Origin of the sequence: Streptococcus sp. KR (assembly GCF_002238115.1) — a bacterium.
Classification (GTDB): Bacteria; Bacillota; Bacilli; order Lactobacillales; family Streptococcaceae; genus Streptococcus.
Map to the genome: position 1 here is coordinate 88,594 of NZ_NGVM01000005.1, position 19,230 is coordinate 107,823.

At 30.2% G+C, this 19,230-nt stretch carries 14 protein-coding genes and 4 pseudogenes; 3 read left to right on the forward strand and 15 right to left on the reverse strand.

Annotated features, from left to right (window positions below):
* Positions 1–9 precede the first annotated feature (9 nt).
* From CBI42_RS02970 to CBI42_RS02990, 5 genes and pseudogenes are all read right to left on the reverse strand, one after another.
* Entirely contained in the window at positions 10–3,096 is a 3,087-nt protein-coding gene (locus CBI42_RS02970; protein ID WP_094753222.1) for an amino acid adenylation domain-containing protein, read from the reverse strand.
* Positions 3,093–3,797 (reverse strand): thioesterase II family protein, encoded by a 705-nt coding sequence (locus CBI42_RS02975; protein WP_049498449.1) that lies wholly within the window; start codon positions 3,795–3,797, stop codon positions 3,093–3,095. Before CBI42_RS02975 ends, CBI42_RS02970 begins: the two co-directional genes overlap by 4 nt.
* A 27-nt stretch (positions 3,798–3,824) precedes the next feature.
* Positions 3,825–4,535 carry a 4'-phosphopantetheinyl transferase family protein gene (locus CBI42_RS02980; RefSeq protein ID WP_049498450.1) on the reverse strand — a complete coding sequence of 237 codons (711 nt, stop codon included), beginning with the start codon at positions 4,533–4,535 and terminating at the stop codon, positions 3,825–3,827.
* 111 nt (positions 4,536–4,646) lie between these two features.
* Positions 4,647–5,567, reverse strand: a pseudogene (locus CBI42_RS13525) (IS30 family transposase).
* 216 nt (positions 5,568–5,783) lie between these two features.
* Positions 5,784–6,362, reverse strand: a pseudogene (locus CBI42_RS02990) (IS30 family transposase); the annotation flags it as partial.
* Here CBI42_RS02990 and CBI42_RS02995 point away from each other — a divergent pair.
* Positions 6,338–6,727, forward strand: a pseudogene (locus tag CBI42_RS02995) (helix-turn-helix domain-containing protein); the annotation flags it as partial. The pseudogenes CBI42_RS02990 and CBI42_RS02995 sit on opposite strands and share 25 nt — an antisense overlap.
* A 104-nt stretch (positions 6,728–6,831) precedes the next feature.
* Here the strand turns inward: CBI42_RS02995 and CBI42_RS03000 are convergent.
* The 9 genes and pseudogenes from CBI42_RS03000 to CBI42_RS03045 all read right to left on the reverse strand — a co-directional run bounded on the left by CBI42_RS03000 (position 6,832) and on the right by CBI42_RS03045 (position 14,490).
* Positions 6,832–7,080: a helical hairpin domain-containing protein gene (locus tag CBI42_RS03000; RefSeq protein WP_000244521.1), complete on the reverse strand. Its 249-nt coding sequence runs from the start codon at positions 7,078–7,080 to the stop codon at positions 6,832–6,834.
* Between the two features lie 203 nt (positions 7,081–7,283).
* Positions 7,284–9,107 (reverse strand): SAG1250 family conjugative relaxase, encoded by a 1,824-nt coding sequence (locus CBI42_RS03005; RefSeq protein ID WP_094753223.1) that lies wholly within the window; start codon positions 9,105–9,107, stop codon positions 7,284–7,286.
* A complete protein-coding gene (locus tag CBI42_RS03010; RefSeq protein WP_094753224.1) occupies positions 9,094–9,459 on the reverse strand; it encodes a MobC family plasmid mobilization relaxosome protein in 366 nt (121 codons plus the stop codon). The genes CBI42_RS03005 and CBI42_RS03010 overlap by 14 nt, the downstream gene beginning before the upstream one ends.
* A 4-nt stretch (positions 9,460–9,463) precedes the next feature.
* A complete protein-coding gene (locus tag CBI42_RS03015) occupies positions 9,464–9,820 on the reverse strand; it encodes an SAG1252 family conjugative relaxosome accessory protein (protein WP_000817622.1) in 357 nt (118 codons plus the stop codon).
* 375 nt (positions 9,821–10,195) lie between these two features.
* Positions 10,196–10,816, reverse strand: coding sequence for a TIR domain-containing protein (locus CBI42_RS03025; RefSeq protein WP_094753225.1), 621 nt, complete (start codon positions 10,814–10,816; stop codon positions 10,196–10,198).
* The gene (locus CBI42_RS03030) at positions 10,816–12,225 is read right to left on the reverse strand and encodes an SIR2 family protein (RefSeq protein ID WP_094753226.1); all 1,410 of its coding nucleotides are present in this window, start codon (positions 12,223–12,225) and stop codon (positions 10,816–10,818) included. Before CBI42_RS03030 ends, CBI42_RS03025 begins: the two co-directional genes overlap by 1 nt.
* Before the next feature lies 1 nt (position 12,226).
* Positions 12,227–13,393: a toll/interleukin-1 receptor domain-containing protein gene (locus tag CBI42_RS03035; RefSeq protein ID WP_094753227.1), complete on the reverse strand. Its 1,167-nt coding sequence runs from the start codon at positions 13,391–13,393 to the stop codon at positions 12,227–12,229.
* A 57-nt stretch (positions 13,394–13,450) separates the two neighbouring features.
* Positions 13,451–13,729 (reverse strand): hypothetical protein, encoded by a 279-nt coding sequence (locus CBI42_RS03040; RefSeq protein ID WP_094753228.1) that lies wholly within the window; start codon positions 13,727–13,729, stop codon positions 13,451–13,453.
* A gap of 296 nt (positions 13,730–14,025) precedes the next feature.
* Positions 14,026–14,490, reverse strand: a pseudogene (locus CBI42_RS03045) (helix-turn-helix domain-containing protein).
* Positions 14,491–14,848: 358 nt separating this feature from the next.
* On the opposite strand from CBI42_RS03045, the gene CBI42_RS03050 reads away from it, so the two are divergent.
* Entirely contained in the window at positions 14,849–17,128 is a 2,280-nt protein-coding gene (locus tag CBI42_RS03050; protein ID WP_094753229.1) for a tetratricopeptide repeat protein, read from the forward strand.
* On the opposite strand, the gene CBI42_RS03055 is transcribed toward CBI42_RS03050, so the two are convergent.
* Positions 17,112–18,353 (reverse strand): aminotransferase class I/II-fold pyridoxal phosphate-dependent enzyme, encoded by a 1,242-nt coding sequence (locus CBI42_RS03055; RefSeq protein WP_050088028.1) that lies wholly within the window; start codon positions 18,351–18,353, stop codon positions 17,112–17,114. The two genes, CBI42_RS03050 and CBI42_RS03055, sit on opposite strands and share 17 nt — an antisense overlap.
* A 90-nt stretch (positions 18,354–18,443) precedes the next feature.
* Between CBI42_RS03055 and CBI42_RS03060 the strand changes: the two genes are divergently transcribed.
* The coding region (locus CBI42_RS03060; RefSeq protein WP_094753230.1) for a tyrosine-type recombinase/integrase at positions 18,444–19,230 on the forward strand (787 nt) is incomplete at its 3' end.

Consider the following 19,230-nt stretch of genomic DNA (forward strand, 5'->3'; position numbering starts at 1 on the left):
CTACAGCTTTTAATTAAATTTATCTAGAATATTAGAAAAATCATCAAAATCAATACCTTCATCAACTTCAATTTTCACTTCATTAACTTCAGTATTTTCTAATTTTAGTGTTTCAGAAATAATTTCATCGACAATTTTCTTTAAAACTTTTTGTGAATAAAATCTTTGTTGAGCTTCAATAGAAATGGTAACATCTCCATTTAAAATCATTACATCAATTTTCATTGGATGCATATTAATAAAGTTAATTTCATTTTTTTCATATTTGAAGAAATCTTTTACATATTGAATATTATTGTCTTCTGTTATTTCTCCAAAAAAATTAAATAGAAAATGTGGCATGATAAAATTCAAGTTGTCAAATGAAAGCCCATAACCGATTCCATCGTTCGGTATTGATTTAATTTGCTGATGTATTTTAAATAATCCCTCTTCTGTGGTACTTTCTTTAGTTAATATTAAAGGGTAAAAGCTAGTAAACCAACCAACGGTGTTTTCTATCCTTAATTTCCCTGAAAAATCATGTCTTCCATGACTCTCAACTAATAATGGAACTTTTTCAATGTTTTTATTTTTTTGTAAAGCTTTCTTTAAAAGGAGTAAAATCAGATCTAAAATAGTATATTGGCTACCATCGATTATTTTCTTCAATGAAGAGATTGAAGAAATTTTTTGTGTTATATTTACAACAGGTTCGGCTACTTCGGTGATAGTAAGTTGGTTCAAATTTTTATTCAATTCAAAAAATTCCTCATTTAAATTTTTCCAATACTTAAATTCTGAAGAATTTACAAAATCTTTTTTATATGATTCTAAAAAGTAACTCCAAGATCTAAAAGAAGTCCCAACAGTTTTATGATCTTCATAATCAGAATTAATCAAAATATTTTTTCCTAATTGATCAAAATCATCAAAAATATTTTTCCAAGAAATTTCATCAATAATTAAATGATGTGCAATAAATAGAAGTAAACATTTATTAGACATTTCAAATACGACTACTTTAAATAATTGTTCATTGCTATGAAATTCTAACTTTCCATCAGTTAACAGTTTATCTAGCTCTTTTTTCCAATCCAACTCTTGATCTGACCTACGATCTATAATTTCTAAATTTGAGAAAGGGCTATTTTCAATAGTTAGAGTGCCATTCTTTAAAAAGATTGCTGTTAGCTCAGGATGAATTCTTGCTAAATTAAATAGTACCTTTTTGATTTGACCAACATTTAAATTTTCTTCAGTTTTTGACCGAATCTGATTAAAATGTCCTGGATGTTGCATTTGATATTTTTTAAATAATTTTATAATAGGAGTATTAATGACACTACCATATGGTGTAATATCATCTTCAAATTCTGAAGTATCTTCAACAATATTTTGACAAAGGTCAATAATTTTATTACTTGTCAATATTTGTTTTATTGTACAGTTAAATCCATTTTTTCGTAAAATTGATACAGCACGTATTGCCTTCATAGAGTCACCACCTAAAGAAATATAATTTTTATTCAAATCAATATCTTGTTTCCCTAGAGACAACGCTAAAGAATTATAAATAGCCTTTTGCTTTTCATCTAGTTTATCAGTGTAATTTTGTAAATATTTTAATTTACTATTCGATAACTCAAGCAATTTCTTCTTATCAAGTTTTCCATTTAATGTTATAGGAAACTTATCTAACTGATAGTACTCATGGGGCACCATATACTTAGGGAGCTTTGTTTGCAAATAATTTCTTATAGATTCTTCTTCTATTTTTTCTTTTGAAATAAAATATACTTTTAATGTGTTTACCACTTCTTTAGTATAAATAATTCTAACATCATCAATACTGTCGAATTTTTTTAAATGAAATAGGATTTCATTTAAATCAACTCTATAACCATTAATCTTTATTTGATCATCCTTTCTTCCTACATAATATATTAATCCATTTTTAACATATCCAAAATCCCCTGTTCTATAAGCTCTCCCTGTTCCGAACGGGTTATTTAAAAAGGCTTCAGCATTTTTGGCTGGGTTATTCAAATAACCTTTAGCTAAACCTACTCCTAAAATAAATATTTCTCCCTTTTTACCTTCATCACAAATCTTTAAAGTTTTGGGATCAGCTATTACTACTTGCATATTTTTAATCGGTACGCCAATTGGTATTTGAGATTCTTCACCAGATACTTTATAGTGAGTAACGTCTATACTAGCTTCAGTTGGTCCATACAGATTTACTAAGGTTCCCTTACTTAATTTGTAAAATCTAGAGGAATATTCTGGAAGCAATGGTTCACCACTTGAAAAAATCCATTTTAAATTAGATGAATCTTCAATACTATTATCTTCCAAATAATTCAAATATTCTGATAACATAGTTGGTACAAAATGGGTAACTGTAATTTTTTCCTCAATAATTTTTCGATAAATTTTTTCAGGATTTCCTTGTTCGCCATCTTCTAATAATACACATGATGCACCAGTAAAGAACCACCAGAAAAGTTCCCATACTGACACATCAAAAATATAATTTGTCTTTTGAAGTATCCTATCATTATTATTAATTGGATATTCTTCTTGCATCCATGAAATCCTGTTTATACAGCCTAAATTCGTATTCACAACTCCCTTAGGTACACCAGTAGTACCTGAAGTATATATACAGTAAAGAGGATCATCACCGTTTATAAGAGGAATACTAACTTTTGAATTTAATTCTCTTTTAAAAAAATCATCATTAGCAACTAGCGTAAAAATTGTATTGTTTAAATTAATGTCTCCATCTACAATTACTATTTTAGAATCTGTATCTTTTAATATATAATCTGTTCTTTCTTCTGGAAATTCTCGTGAAATTGGAACATACACAGCACCTACTTTAAGAATTCCTAAAATCGCAAATAACATTTTTTCTGATCTATGCATAATAACAGAAATAAAATCGCCTTTTACTACATTATTTCGTAAAAGTTCATCAGCTACTTTATCAGAATTTTTATCAATCTCATCATAACTATAATTAGAAAAATCCGTAACTAATCCTACATTGTTTGGAGATTCCATAACTTGCTTTTTAAAAATTTCAATAATACTATTTGCTCTTTTCATTTTAAAGTCTCCTCTATAAATTCTGTTATGCTATCAACAATTGGTTTAACATTGTCAAAAATAAAAAAATGATTTCCCTGAAAATTATGAATTTTAAAATTTGAATTCGTAAGCTTTTCCCAGAAACTTACTTTTTCTTCAGAAAAATTCTTATCTTCATTGCCACTAAAAGCAAGAATGGGAATGTTTATTAATTCAGAACTTGCTCTAATACTATCAAATATTTGATAGTCATTTTTAATAATTTCCCCAAAAAATTCCACAGCTTCTGGATTATTTAAAATTTCTAGAGGAATTCCTCCTAGTTTCATTATATTCTCAATAAAGTTCTTGTTAGAATAGTATTTTGAGGATCCCCTACTTTCTTTCATATCAGGTGGGTACATTCCAGAAACTATCATTCCTTGTACTCTATTTTTTGATTTATTAAAATCTTTAACAACTTCATATGTAATTAATGCACCTAAACTATGTCCAAAAATAAATAAAGTATCATTGTCACTAATATTTGATTGTATGTAATTTACACAATCTTCTCTCACTTTATCAATGTTATCCATTAATTCTTCAGTAACTCGTTTACCATGCCCAGGATAATCATAAAGAATACAATCAATATTATTATTTTTCAGTCGCTTAGAAATATCAGCATATCCCCACGAATTTCCTCCCGCATAAGGTATCATAACTAACTTAATCACATAAGCCTCCTCATTTTTCTTTGTAAATTAAAGCAATTTTTCAAACTCTTTATCTTCGTAAATAAATAATTGACAGCTAGGATTTCCACTTAAAATATTAGCTGAAATCCAATATTCCTGAATATTGACACTTATAGAATTTAAATTTAACTTAGATGTATTAACATTAAATAAATCATCAATTAAACCAGTTCCTTTCATCTTCAAATAAGACTCCTTCAATGTCCAAATTCTTGTTGCTTCACTTTTAGCATTACAACTTTCTGAACATACTTTTTCCATTTCTTCTGTACTTAAAAACATATCTTTTATAGATAGGTCCATATTTTTAACAGTCTCTACATCAATACCAACTTTTGAATTTGATACAGCAACAACCACACATCCATTCGTATGGGAAATATTAAAATATAACTTTCTCAATCCCTGTTTTATTTTAAAGTACGGTTTTCCATAATGTGTATAAGAAAATTCTGGAATTTTCTTAATATTCAGACTATTTTTTATAATATGCTCTAGAAGTCTATAACCTATAATCGAATTAATGCAATCATTATAAGCATATTTCAGCGCTTCTTTCTGTCTATCATATGGAAGTGAATATAAAGCTTTTTCTACATTTTTGGTATTATAGTCAATATTTTTAACTACACCTAAAATAAATACACTAGCATCCAATGGTATCATAAACCTCATAATCTCCCTATCATCTAAATGTTGATTTTTATTTTCAAACATTTTACATCTTTTTTTCAATTTTTGCAAGGTTTTTCTAGTATGAAGCACCCATGTTTCTCTGATTACCCCTATTTTTTTAAAAGATAAATTGCAAGAATAAGTGCAACATTTTTACCACTTATTTGAAAGTACCTCGAAGGGTGTTCTGTAACCTAAACATTTGCGTGGTAGATGGTTGATATGAAACAGTGCTGAGAACAAGTCTTCATCACTAAAGCTTGTTAAATCAGCCTTCTTAGGGGAATATTCTCTGAGTAAACCATTGGAGGTTTCGTTATTTCCCCTTTGCCAAGAAGCATAGGTATCCTCAAAGTAAAAATCAATACCAAGATCTTCTATCAAAGGGTAACAAGAGAATTCCTTTCCTCGGTCTGAGGTAAAGGATTTTAGAAAGTCTTTTAGAAAAAGTTGATAGAGCTACTAAATTGCTGAGAACATGGATTTTTTTGCCGTTCGATTAGGAATTTTAAAGGCAAGTAAATCGTGTCTTTCGTTCGACAAAAATGGCTAAGCAGCCTTTACTATTCCCCCGAGAAGAAATGACAGTATCTAACTCCAAGTGACCTACAATCTCTCTTTTTTGGATAACTTTAGGACGTTCGGAGACGGAGGGTTCAATCGTAAATTTTCCTTGTGCTTCCTGGGGCTGTCAACTTTTTTTCTTACGTCTCAAAACAGATAAATCACAGCTAATAATGCATTTATAAAGCCAATTATAGATTTTTTTGAAAGCCACCATAGGCTTGCTTTTGTTCCAAACGATAGCGACTAGAAATTTATTCAGGAGACCAAAAAGCCTGTAACTGCCTTCCAATGTCTTGTTTGATATCTGGTGTACAACTGACTTTTCTGCATTTTCGTCTTACGGGTTGATAATAATGTAGTTGAGCCATTTCGGCTGAATAATTGCCTTAGCAGCGCTTGAGTTCTATGGAAATAGTTTCTATTAACACCCATTTAATTGGCTATATAACTTGATTCCAGACCTTATTCTAGGTAAGTCTCTATCTTAATGCGTTCAGTTATGGTAATATCTCATAGATTCCTCTCGTGTTATCATTAGTGTGGTTACTTATATATTAAACAATTGAAGATGCTATGAGTTTTTGTTACACTTTATTTTACAATTTATCAAATTAACTAGCCCCGTGGGTATACATAGTTTCTTCCATCAAATATCGACCATACCAAATTTTTTGAACAGCATTATTAACAGACTAGTTTTTTTATAATACTCAAATTGTCAAATTAAGCTAGACATTTTATGTAACTCATAAAAACTTGATAAGGTGTTTGATAGTTTAGTGATTGCCTATGAATGTTATTTCGTCTATCAGCTATAGTTTATAATACTTTTTAAGACAAGCCATTAAAATCCATTTGTTTAGGTAGTCCATGACGTCTTAATAATCCATTTGAGTGTTCATTTAATCCACGTTGATCAGGGCAACCTGGATCCGCAAAGAAAATATCAATATTGTGTTGATTAGAAATCGTCTTCCAATTAGAGAACTCTTTCCCACAATCAAAGGTCATTGATTTAAAGAGATGTTTTGGAAATATTGAGAGCCATCTAGTCAGTGCTTGTTCAATATCACCAGCTTTTCGCCCCTTGGTTCGAAGCGTGATAATAGCTTTAGACTGCTTCTCTACCAAGGTGATAACAGCACTTTTGTAGTTTGTATCACCTTCAAGATGACCAAACTCACTGTCAAATTCTGGATAGACTTTCGAACGCTCACGAATATCCCGACGAAAAGCTAGCTTGCAACGTTTTTCGGTCTTACCATTTGGTTTGCACTTTCCCTTCCAGAGTAGGTCGTGAACAAGAATATGAGGCAAACTACTCTCATTTAATGGAGTTATATCAGACAAAAAATTTTGAGCATCAAGAGTTTTTATTTGGCTACATCAGAGTTCGTTACAACTACGCTCACTACCTAGTGTCAAAGGAAAAATATAACGAAGCCATCCAAGAAGCTCTTGAGACGATTGAACTCTGTAAACAAAGACAGACAAGCTACCAACTGGCTCCCCTACTTATTCTTGTAGGAAATGCTGGAGCCAAATTTCTAGACAAAGAACAAGTCAAAAATTATTATATAGAAGCAAGAGAGTTATGTAAGATTTATAACAATCCTTTAATGTTGATGAAGATAGAAAATTATTTGAAGGAATTAGATACTGTATAGTTAATCTTGACATTATAGTTTTTCTGAAACGTTAAATAACCTGTAAGGCTGATAGTGATATTAATACTATCAGCCTTATAATTTTTCCATGGTATCTCCAATAACTATACTGATTTTGTTTCCCGTTCTAATTTGGTAACATTTTGATTTCTTGTATTATCAAGTATATTGATAAAATTCTCTAATCTCCTAACCTTATATTCGTAATCATCTATCCATTTAGTCATAAATCTTTGATTTTCTTCGATTTCTTTCTCCACCTGCTCCAGTTTGATAGTTGAAGTCAGGTTCATCTTGGCAAAGAGATTGAAAAGAAAAATGATAAATAAGAGTAAACGATAAGATAAAACCATTGAGCAGTTGAATTTATCCAACAAATCAATAAAAAAACTAGTAAGGAAATAAGTGAATAAATATAAGGAGATATTTGCTCAAAATGATGATTTTTTTGTATCGTATGTGATAACTAAATCTACGACTGATGCAATAAAAATTATCATAATTCCAAATATGTTTTATAAAAGATACACATTTTATATAATGGTTGTCTGGGTTCCTATTTTTGAAAACATATCCCTTCTTCTTTTGAAATTTTCTTACTCAAACGATTGATAAACTTATTCACTTTAAATACGATATTCTCATATCTATTGCTCTCTAATTCTATCTGGATACCTAACTCATTCAATTCCTTCTCAACAACATCAATGCCAATTTTATCAGTTATATTCAATTTTGAAAGATTCAATTTCATTTTTTGCTTATTTTCAACTGAAGCCAGTAAATATTCTGCTACTTGATTTAAGGTTGTCACTCGTTCTTGTAAAGCATTGATTCTCAATTCTGAAGCTGCCAATTCATGAATTAAATCATCTTTAATTGTAATATAAGAGTGCTTATCCATATCCAGCTCAAGTAAAGTATACACTTCCTCAATCTTCTCTTTAATCATATCGACTGTCGTTTTTCTGCGGAATGGAATCGTTTGATTTTCAGAGCTGAACTGTCTAATCAAGGTTCGACCTTTCATGTAGCGATTCTTCTCAGGATCGTCTTTATGATAGACATAGTAGGAGCTAGTTTCTCTAATAAAAACTTTCACCTTCTCCTCTTCAATATCAAGCTGCATATTCGGCACAAAGATAAGCCCCTCCTGACGAATACCAAACTTGACCTTGATGTAAATACCATCATCTACTACTTTTTCAATTTGATTGAGTGACAACTCTACCTCAAACTCATGAACGGCATCTCTGTTGCTCTTGAACTCTTGATAGGATTCCCAGAACTTCTCATCTCTTGGGAGTTCTTTTTCTTTGGAAAATTTTTCTTTTTGATAAAATTGAACCAAATCCTCAATTTCTGGATTTTGCCAATCTTTTCTACTCTCAAAATAATCTTGGAAAAATTCTAGACCATAAAGATTTTTCTGGTCTAGTTCTGTCTCTTTTACCTCCACTCCTGCCAACTGGAAATACACATGCTTTTGTTTGGGAATGATAGTTAGATCAAAAAGTTTCGCAGTTTCAATCAAGTCATCTATATTCTCAGCCTTTGATAAGAGAAATTCCATGAGTTCTTCCATTTCCCTTTTGGCAAAGTAATTCTTAAAAAATTCTTCTGTATAAGGTTGCTTGCGATTGAGTTTATTGCCACGCACCACCTGTTTCATGGATGAGTCCGTCATAAAAAAGGTCGCATGCTTGTGACTAAAATCCATTTCTACATGTAGTAGTGGAGCATTCTTTTTGAAATCCTCAAAGTCTCTAGAATGTTCCATCAAAAAATAGAGTCGCTGCTTGAGTTCATACTTGTGATTGGTCTTGCGATAAACTTCATACTGCTGGTGAGAATAGCGATTCTCTATAATTTTCGCCCCTGCAATTTTAGAAAATCTATCTGAAATCATTCGAAGATTTCGCTCCACTTTATAATCCCACTTAAGTTTTTTGTCAGAATTGCTGTCAACCGAGTTTATAATGATGTGATTATGCAGATGGTCTTTATCAACGTGGGTCGCAACGATAAAGCGAAACTTTCCACTAGTCACTTCTTTCATGGTCTCATAACCAATCTGATTGATTTGTTCAGGAGTGAGATTGTCCTCTGGCGAAAAGGACTGAATAATATGGTGAGCATGGATTTGTCGTTGTTTCTCCTCCAGCCTATCGTGTCGAAAATCGTAAAGCGTGTCATTGTTGATAAAATTTTCATGATACATCTGCACCATTTCCTCATAGCTAGGAAAGTCCAGAAAATTCCTCATATCATAATCCGACACTAAGGTAAGATTTTTTGTTTTATCAGGATTGAGAATATACTTGATGAGCTTTCTGCGATAACTCTTTCCATGAATGGCAAAATGCTTAGTGATGACCATGGAACTCCCTCAGCTTTTGAGCTTGTATTGTAAATTCTTTCTCAACTTCTTTTATCAATTCAGCGATTCCCTTTTTCAACTCTTGCAATTCTTCGCTAGAAATCAACTGAGATTGGTTCACACTTCGAGCAATCTGATTGATGTTATTGCCAATCCTCTTCAACTCAAACGCTAAGTCTTGGTAGCCATTTGTATCAATGGTGATGAAATTCATTCCAGGGTCAAGTAGGGTGCGTCTCGCATATTCAGAAAAAGATTGGCAGCTACTTTGGTCTATATTTCTATTTAGTTGGTTCAACTCAATATCAGATAAAAACACTTTCTTGAGATTGATTCGGTAACGATGTTCCATGTGTCTACCTCATATATTTGTCTTGGAAGTCTTGACTGAGAGGAATGGAGTTGCCAACTTCTTTAATCAATTCCTGTACGCAGGTTAAGAGAATAGATACATGTTCCTGGGTGACTTGACGTTCTGACTGGATCGAAATTAAAATCTCATGAACATCACGGCTGATTTGTTCTAGTTTTTGAGATTGCCAAAGGGTGAACCATATCTCTATCTGTTTTTGTAAATCAGAGGAGAGTAAACTTTTACGGAGAAAATCTGAAAAATTAGTATCTCCCTGCTCTCTCATCAAAGCTAAAATTTGCTTTTCCTCTTCATCTGTTAGGCGAAATTGTTTTCGAATATCACGCACGTCTCGTTTCATACTACTACTTCCTTTCCAAAATACCTGTACTGACAATGTCTGCTACCGTACAATGTCAGTACACTTTTACACCAACTGATTTTCATTCTTGTAAGGCTTTGCGAGCTCAGATATTGTGTCCACAATATCCCAAAAATCATATCGCCAGCTGACTAAAACCTTCCAGTTTTGACAGCTAACGATAAGATAACTTGGTGGCTCCGCCCCCAAACCCCCAGAGAAAAATCTTAGTTGGATTTTTTAAAGTTGAAAAAAGTATACCAAAGGGAATTTGGAAAAGTTATCACAGGAGAATAAGAGGATGAAAAAAGAGCCTTTCGACTCTTAAAAAGTTGAACTTATCCAAATAGCAGAATTATCTACAAGGAGTGTTTATTACATCCTCTTAGCTATATTGAACTCATCTAATCGTTCTCTTTTGTCTTTTGCATTCTGAATATATCGACTATAATCTTCTTTGAAATCGTTCAAACTCACTAAAGAAATATAAGAATCGTGCTCATCATCATAAAGATCATTACATGGATTTTTCTTATAAACCGACTTAATATTTAGCATGTTCTTTCTAGCTAAATTATCAAAATATTTCAAAGACCTACACGACTTAGTCTGCTGACAATGTTGACAATAATGAGTACTATCATATAGTATCTTATCTCTAGCTTCATCAGTATAAACAGCTATCACACCATTTGTTCTGTTATTTTTTCTATCCTCTAAAGAATACCTTAGTTCATCATAAAGCCAATCATCATAATTTCCAATCCAATTCTTTCTATAAGAAACAGCCTCTGGAGTTAATAATACAATTGTAACCGATGTATCCTTTAACTTCTCATATAGATATTCCTGAATAATGTTCTCACTCATTTGACCTCTATCAACATCTTCTGATCTATTAATTACCTCAGTAGATTCATCAAATAAATCAACTAGTTCATCTTTAATCTCTTTTCCATCACTAAAACGGAACGAAATAAATATTTTGGTTGCCATTATCGTACCTCATTGACAATTTTATCAATCGTGGAAAAAACTTTAGTGAAATCCTTTTCAGTCTCCAAAGTTTCCCAGTAATTATCTAAATAACTATATTCTCCTGATTGTTTCATCTCATCAAAAATTTCTTTTGCAGCAAATCCAGTAGAGGCAATCGGAATGATTATTTTTCCTTTTTCTTTAGCTATTTGAAATTCCTCCATCATACCTGAAGCAAGCTCTACCTTACCATCAACTAGCTTGTTACCAAATAAAAATATACACACCCCTGACTCACTAATCATTTGTTCACGGTTCTCGGTCCAACGTTCTTTTAACGGTTTCTCTCCGTTGTCATTTTGTGGAAAAGGAAACAAACCAAGGTGCTCACTTACATGTCTATATTTAGTTTTATAAATTTGATCTAGCGCACCGTTAATAATATTACTTCCTATACCAAGTCCAAATCCTGATATTATTTTATAATCTTTTGAAACAAGAAAACTCGATAAATCATAGCAGTATTGATTTACTTTTTCTTTACTCCACTTTTTACTATAGTCTGATATACTACCAGAGATGAAGATTGTATTTTTAAAATATTCTCTTTCAATTTCTAGTAATAATTGGGGAATCTCAATATAATCATTTACCAAAACAGTCTCAATACCATATCGTTTTAAGTCTATTATTTTTAAATCTTGCTTTATTTTTGCATAGTCATACTCTTTTTTCGTTTTATAATCTTTTCTTAATACAGTTCTCTGAATACAATAATGTTCTCTTTTGTTATCTCCTAATAAAATATTCACCTTTCCTAAAATAGACTCTAGATTTGGATCTTCAAAACTGAACCCTACAAATAAGAACGTTTTTGAGACTAGGTCCCCACGCAAGGCTGTAACAAATAACGAATTTTTCTCACCATATCTTTCATAATCATCTTTTGAAATAACTGCATCTTGGGGAGATCTTATATCACCGTGCATTTTATATACAATAGCATCACTATCATAAATATTAATAGCCAAATCATCTACTTTTCTTTTTATATCACCCCTGCGATTATTTTTTTCCAATCCATTTTCTATGACCTCATCATAATTTGTTGTCCAATATGTAGAAATGGGAAGACGTGTTAATAGATTCATAACATCTGTTTCTGCATCTGAACTAGAAAACTGATTAATTATTTCTTGATTCACAGTACCACGATTTCCCATTTTAAAATTGATATAGTATTGCGCCACTCCAATTAAATCTGTTTCTTTATCAATGTCCAAATTTATTTCTTCTGAGAATGGTCTTACCAATTCTTTCCAATTAACAAAACCTGCATCAACTGATGTCCCCGCACCAGCAAATACTGCCGCATTCCCTTCTTGAATAACTTCAGTATATTTTTTAATAAATTGCTCTTTTTCCATATTAACTACTCCTATTTTTCCAATCATTAAATATAATAGATGATTGTTTATCAACTTCAATTGTAATGTTTTCAGAAAGATGTAGCTCTGGATAAATAGAATAAAATTTGGGAATAATTGTTCTATTTATTTTTTCTGAAAAATAGATACATATTTTCTTTCCAATTGCATCTGCATATCCCAATTCCCAAGCACACCACTGAGAATTAAGTGTCTTACTTGAAAAGTACAAAACAAATACATCCGATTGTTTTATACGCTCTTTGATAATATCGACTGTTGAAGTATTACACCATTCTCGTTTCAGATCGTATTTATCATTAACCCAGTCAATATATACGACTTGGCCATTTTTGTTTAGTTTTTTATAAAATGTTATTATTTTTTCTTCATCTTGAGAGTTATGTGAAAGAAAGATATCAAATTTTTTTATCTTTTCTAGATCATCAATGTATAACCTCTTCTTCAACTCTTCTGGTCCTTTCCTATTTGTTACTATTTCATTATCAATAAAATTTGTTTTTCCTTTCTTTTTTCTACTCAATCTAAACGGTAGAGATAAACTTTGAAAGTACGACTGAACTTCTTTTTTTAGCGATTGATTTCTTACATGACCATTTATTGCATAGAAAAAATTATGAACTTCCTTTGAATCATACTTCGAAAGTTCTCTAATGATTTCTAATCTTTCATGTAAATCATGTGTTTTAAAAAATCTTTTGCAATAATGTTCCAGATAAGAGGGATTTATTTCTTGGATATAATCTAATGATTTTTTTCTTTTTATAGTTTGCAGCTTTAATTTTGCTAAAGATTTTTTTCGAATTTCATCTGCCTGAGTTTTTCTCTCTTCAATACTCAAAATATTTTTTCTTACTCGCCTTCTTATATATTTAGATGTTTCAAGAATAAAATCATTAGTTTCTAAAGACATCCTTTTACTCTGAATTTTAACTAAATTTTTTTTAATAATACGTTTACCATACCAATAGTTTCTTTCTATTATCAGTCTAGAAATTTTATCAGGAAACATATAAATAAATTTTTTAACATAATCTTTGTTGGAAAATTTTGCTGGCATAGCTTCTATGGTCATATTATGGGCCAGTTTAAACTCTTTTTGTAATTTTATATAAAATTCATTATATTGTCTCATTACTTTGCCCATATAATCTGCAACCTCATAATAAATATTTACTGTTTTATAACTCCTCTACGGAAATTATTACAAATTCCCTTTTTTAATTTGGTACTCTTCTGCAACAAGAGAAGCTGTTTTATTATCGTACCTTTTACTATCGTAATAGAAAAAATAAGGAACCTGATAACCATACCACACGTTCAATCCTGTTTCCTTTTCCAATAATTTACAGAACTCCGTTGAATATTTCTTACAAAACATTGAAGTTATTATTTTAAATTGACCTTCAAATATTATTCCTCTATTTTGAAACTCTGTAACAATCTCTTCAAATTCTTTGTCTAATATATCTCTTAATTCCATAGTTTTCACCTATTCTTTCTATTTGATATTAACATAAAACATGACTAATTAAAATTTTCTCAATTTGTTTTCCCCAGTCTCAACATTTACTTCTTACCTTACTCCACTCACTAAACAGAAACTCTTTGAGCTTGATACAATGGATAATTGTCTTTCTAGTTCGCTTTTTCCATGGAGAAAGATAGCTATTGGATTTTGGCTCATTCACTTTCCTTTCGTCAGTGTGCAAACATTTCGACCTAAGGCACAGGCGAACTCATTCTCACTAGAATCATATAAACTCATTAAACTACCATTCACATTTCTGATGTTTTTAGTATGTACTCAATACCATCCAAGTAGCTCCTGTAACGCTCAAGCTCTTCAAAAGTACTCACTAGATAAATGTTGGTATTCACCATATCAGATAAGGCGCCACTCATTACAATCAAGTGATTGCTCTCATCATTAAAGACGAGGTTCTGGCTATCTTGATAACAATAGTGATGAGTTAGGAGATTTGTTCAACGTTTCTTAACAATCTCCATTTTTAAAGTCAGTTTATTATCTTCCCACTAGATTTAATATTTTTTCTTTCCCAACAATATTCACATACGATACATTGAACTTTTGGCAGATTGTGTCTATTAATTCTTTTGAAATTATACTTGTTCCCTTTTCATAACGGCTAAGGCTATTGGGTGAAATGTTATAATTCGGGCAAATTCTGGACATGTCAGGTCATGTGCCTTTCGTATGAATTTTATATTGTTTCCAATCATGGCATGCTTCTTTTACTCGATAATACTATTATAACATTTAGAAATTAAAAAACAGATTCTAAATCAATAGAACGTATAATTCTAAAATTAGAATTTTCAGTGATAATTCTATAAAATGTTGCTTTTCTAATAAATTTGTACTTATTTTCTTCAGACTATATAAATATCTCGTTGTTGTAAGTTTGTAATTGACTCAAAAGTATTAGATATAATTTCAAAACAGTGTTTTAGCTATAGCTGATCAATATCATAGTTTGCTATTGAATGATAAGTAAAAATTCATTATACAATTCAAGCTACTGAAGATGAATTTATGATATACTAGTGATAATAAATTGTTATCGGTAGGAGATGTTTTATGTATTACGGTCGCGATACTGAAATAGAAGAATTAAAACAGCATTTTAAATTTTCTAGTAATGATAAAAATAGTTTATATATTATTAATGGTTTAAGTGGTAGTGGTAAAACCGAGCTAATCAAAGAGGTTTGTCAACAAGTTTACAGCCATGATAAAGAAGCCTTTATTCTCTACATTGATGTTATAAATGATGGGTTTGAAAGTAATAAATTTTTTGAAAATCTACTAAAAGGAGCGTATGTCCCAACACAATTCAGAAGAAATCTATGCTTATCAATACCTCAAAAATATTCGTTTTCAAATTATTTAAGAAAACAAAAACTAACAAATCTAACTCTGAAACATAGTTTTAGGTTAATCAGATCGTTTATTGCATTCGATACAACTTACAAAAAAGTAATTGATTATCCTTGGGAAGAAGTTATTACTGAAATAAAGGAGGGAATATTTGAAAATGATTTATATTTAAGATATTTCAGTCATGTTTCAAAAAAAATCCGTCTTAATATTATTATTGATAATTATCAATTTTTATCTGAAGATATAAAAATAAAATTTGAAGATGACTTTAATACACTTCAAAGCGGAATCTCTTTAACAATTATAAACCGAACAAATGATAAGATAAAATCGATTGATAAACTAGATACATTGGACAATTATACTCCTACTGTATTAAATTTATCGTATCTTACTGAGGATGAGTGTAAATTACTAATAAGAAATAAAATTGCTTTACTTGATAATGTCAAATTGAATCAAATATGGAAGATAACACAAGGTAATTATAAAGATATTGAATTAATTATTAACAGACTTATTGATAATCCAAATTCAGAATTATTTAATATTTCTGATATATATGACAAACTTCCAGATATTCAAAAAAATATACTTATCATATCATCGATTTTTCCTGCTGGTATGAGAAAAGATATAGTTTTTAACTACATTAAATCTATATTAGACGAAAATACTGAAGTAGCTGATTCTCTAAAATCCCTTATTGATGCAGGTTTTATCTATATTAATGGAGATACAAATGATAAAATCAAAATTTCACACGAATCAATTGTAAATGGTATTTTAAATCACACAAATGCTTCTGATCTTCAATTAGTAACCAACAATCTAAAAATATATTTAGAGCAAACTATCCTATCTATAGGAGTTGGTGGCGAGTTAGCTTATTTAATTCACTGCTTAATAAATATATGTAATATTGAAGAGTTGCGGCAAAATGTAGAATATATCAAACAGTTACTTGAAATCGAATACAGGAAAAATTCATATTTTTACATTGTATCTTTGAGTAAGAAGATACTTCATTTAATAGAATTATTACCCGAAAAATACTTACATTATATATTGAACTCGTACCAGTGGATTTCTGATTTTAATGGAGGTTTAGCTATTTTAAACAGTCTTCAAAAAGATAATTATTCAAAAGATTTACAGCTATACTATCCTAGATTTCAAATTCAAAAATATGAATTTGAGGAGGCGCTAAAATCACTGGAAAAGTTAGAAAATTGCTCTGGAACATTACTCTACAAGCTAAATGCTTATGGTCATTTAGGTAAAGATCGAGAGGCAATTAAACTCCTTAATGAAAGCCTGAATTCTGTAGAAAAAGACGACTTCTATTATATTATTTTACGAAATTCTGCTCATTATTTCCCAACTAAAGAAGCTACCGAAAATCTCAAACTAGCATTGGACTACTTTCAACGTAATGAATATCAAATACCTGTTGCAACAGTATATAATAATTTAGGTGTTGTTAATATCTGGGACGGAGAATATGATATAGCTTTAGAGAATCTAAATAAGGCCACAAAAATACTAAAAAAATATGATTCAAATGAAATTTTTGAACCATATTGTAATAAATCAATTATTTTTTTGATGAATAAAAATTATCAACAATCTCTGAAGTATATAAATAAATCACTTCAAGAATGTCCTAAAGCTTTGACCTTAGATATTAGGATGCTCAAGTTAAACAAATTAATTATTGAATTGATTTCTGAAAGAATCTCTTTTACAGAATTTCAAAATTCACTAAGAAATTTTGAGGAAGAAATTCCACTCATAGACGATCCTTGGTATAAATTTCAAATAGTATACAATTTACAACAATTTGATGATATTCCTTTTGTTTGTGAAAAAACTTATATTGATGATTATCAAGACGGACTCACTAAATACTATCTGTTGATTCCTTACAAAAAATATAATTTCTGTATAGGTCTTTCTCCTAATTGGAGATATTAATTTGTTCATGGTACTTGCGAATGAGATCTAAATATATGGAATAATCATATTGTTTATATTTTAATAAATTAGCTACTAGTTTAGCTAATTTTTTAATATCATCATCAGTATAGGATAAGTTTGTAATTCCGATTGTTCCTAATCTTATTCCTGAAGTCGTCATTGGTCCGTGTGTATCATTTGGAATTTGATTTCGGTTAACTAATATTTTATGTTGAAAAAGTAGATTCTCTGCATCCTTACCACTCAAGTTTAGATTCAGTAGATTAACTAAAATTATATGAGTCTTTGAGTTTTTATAAACAACATCAACCCCTTCTTTACTTAATTGTTTTATAAACAATAAAGTATTTTTTATAACCTGTTGTGCATAATCTTGAATATCTATTGATAATAATTTGATTAAACAGATACATTTCGCAAATAATGCATTTTGTGTAGGACCTCCCTGTGTTCTAGGAAAAATTGAATTAGTTATTTTTTCTTCAAATATAGAACGATACATTAGTACTCCTCCTTGAGGCCCACGTAAGCATTTATCCATTGTAAAAGTAACGAAATCCACATATGGAAAAATCGACTTATGTAGCTTTGCCATAATATATAAAACACTATGGCAAATATCCGCTAAAATAAGGGTATTGGGGCTAACCTCTTTTATAATTTCATAAATTTGTTGATAATTAAATTCATTTCCATACGATGAAGCACCAATAATAATCAATTTAGGTTTATATTTATCTAATAATTCCTTTAATTCGATATAATCAATATTTAAATCATGATCTAAGTGATAATATTTTACAGTACCTTTGCCTGTATAAGTGTGTGAAATATGTCCTCCGTCTTTTGGAGATAACGATAAAATATAATCGTCACTTTCTAAAACACAATTATAGACTATTTGGTTAGCCTGAGTTCCTGAATGTGGTTGCACATTAACTCTATAATCACCAGGATTTAAATCAAAAAGTTGAAGACACAATTCTTCTGAATATATTTCAATATTATCCAATGAAGTACAATGAGGAAAAAAGCGTTTTTCAACAGCTCCCTCTGTTGGCAGAGTAGCGAGAGGGAAACTTTGAATCTCTAATACTTCGGTGAATGGATAGCTAATACATGCAGCAAGATTTATTACGCTATTCTGTTCTTGGTTATATGAATCAAGAATTTTATTTAACTTCTGATAGATTTCACCTTCAAATTTATTAATTTTATACACTGACTTCTCCTACCGATAACAATTTATTATCACTATACAAAGCACTCAAATAGGTTTATAATAGCATGATTATTGATAAAGGAGATTTTTATGGATTATAAGCTTATTTCTACTTACTTAGATTATTGCAAAACTCATAAGCGTTTGAGTTCACACACGATTCGAGCTTATAAGAATGATCTTATGCAATTTTATAATTCAAACTATGATAATGTCGAATCCTATATCGAAGAGTTGACACAATCTAACATAAAAACGAATACATTAAGAAGAAAAATTGCTTGTATAAAGGTGTTTTATAACTATCTAAAATACCAGCACATAATTGAAGAGAATCCCTTCAATCAATTACGCTTTCAATTTAGAACTGAAAAAATATTGCCTAAAACGATTCCGTATGATATTCTGAAAAATATTTTTTCATATTTAGAGCAGAGAGTAGTTATATCTAAAACTGACTATCAAAAACAAAAAGCTGAAAGAAATCTACTAATTATTTCCCTATTACTTTCAACAGGTATCAGAATTTCTGAACTTTGTCACATTCATCTCAAAGATATTAATCTTTCCAATAAGACACTCCATATTATAGGAAAAGGTAAGAAAGAGCGTATCCTATTTTTAGGAGATCAAACAACCTTCAATTTATTAGAAACATATATAAATAAAAACGGAAAGGAATCTAATGATTTCCTATTCCCAGGAAAACATTCGCCTAAACCATTGTCAGAGCAAAGTGTACGTTTAATTTTAAAGAGAATCGTTGAACAAAATAGCTTATCTAAAACTATTACACCACATATGTTTAGACATAGCTTTGCAACAATGCTTCTAGATAGTGATGTAGATATTCGATATATTCAACAAATTCTTGGAC

Excerpts from the sequence above, each read along its gene's own strand:
- CBI42_RS02970 (WP_094753222.1), bottom strand. The coding sequence starts at position 3,096 with ATGAAAAGAGCAAATAGTATTATTGAAATTTTTAAAAAGCAAGTTATG.
- CBI42_RS02980 (WP_049498450.1), bottom strand. The coding sequence starts at position 4,535 with ATGTTTGAAAATAAAAATCAACATTTAGATGATAGGGAGATTATGAGG.
- CBI42_RS03000 (WP_000244521.1), bottom strand. The coding sequence starts at position 7,080 with ATGGTTTTATCTTATCGTTTACTCTTATTTATCATTTTTCTTTTCAAT.
- CBI42_RS03005 (WP_094753223.1), bottom strand. The coding sequence starts at position 9,107 with ATGGTCATCACTAAGCATTTTGCCATTCATGGAAAGAGTTATCGCAGA.
- CBI42_RS03010 (WP_094753224.1), bottom strand. The coding sequence starts at position 9,459 with ATGGAACATCGTTACCGAATCAATCTCAAGAAAGTGTTTTTATCTGAT.
- CBI42_RS03015 (WP_000817622.1), bottom strand. The coding sequence starts at position 9,820 with ATGAAACGAGACGTGCGTGATATTCGAAAACAATTTCGCCTAACAGAT.
- CBI42_RS03025 (WP_094753225.1), bottom strand. The coding sequence starts at position 10,816 with ATGGCAACCAAAATATTTATTTCGTTCCGTTTTAGTGATGGAAAAGAG.
- CBI42_RS03030 (WP_094753226.1), bottom strand. The coding sequence starts at position 12,225 with ATGGAAAAAGAGCAATTTATTAAAAAATATACTGAAGTTATTCAAGAA.
- CBI42_RS03035 (WP_094753227.1), bottom strand. The coding sequence starts at position 13,393 with ATGGGCAAAGTAATGAGACAATATAATGAATTTTATATAAAATTACAA.
- CBI42_RS03040 (WP_094753228.1), bottom strand. The coding sequence starts at position 13,729 with ATGGAATTAAGAGATATATTAGACAAAGAATTTGAAGAGATTGTTACA.
- CBI42_RS03050 (WP_094753229.1), top strand. The coding sequence starts at position 14,849 with ATGTATTACGGTCGCGATACTGAAATAGAAGAATTAAAACAGCATTTT.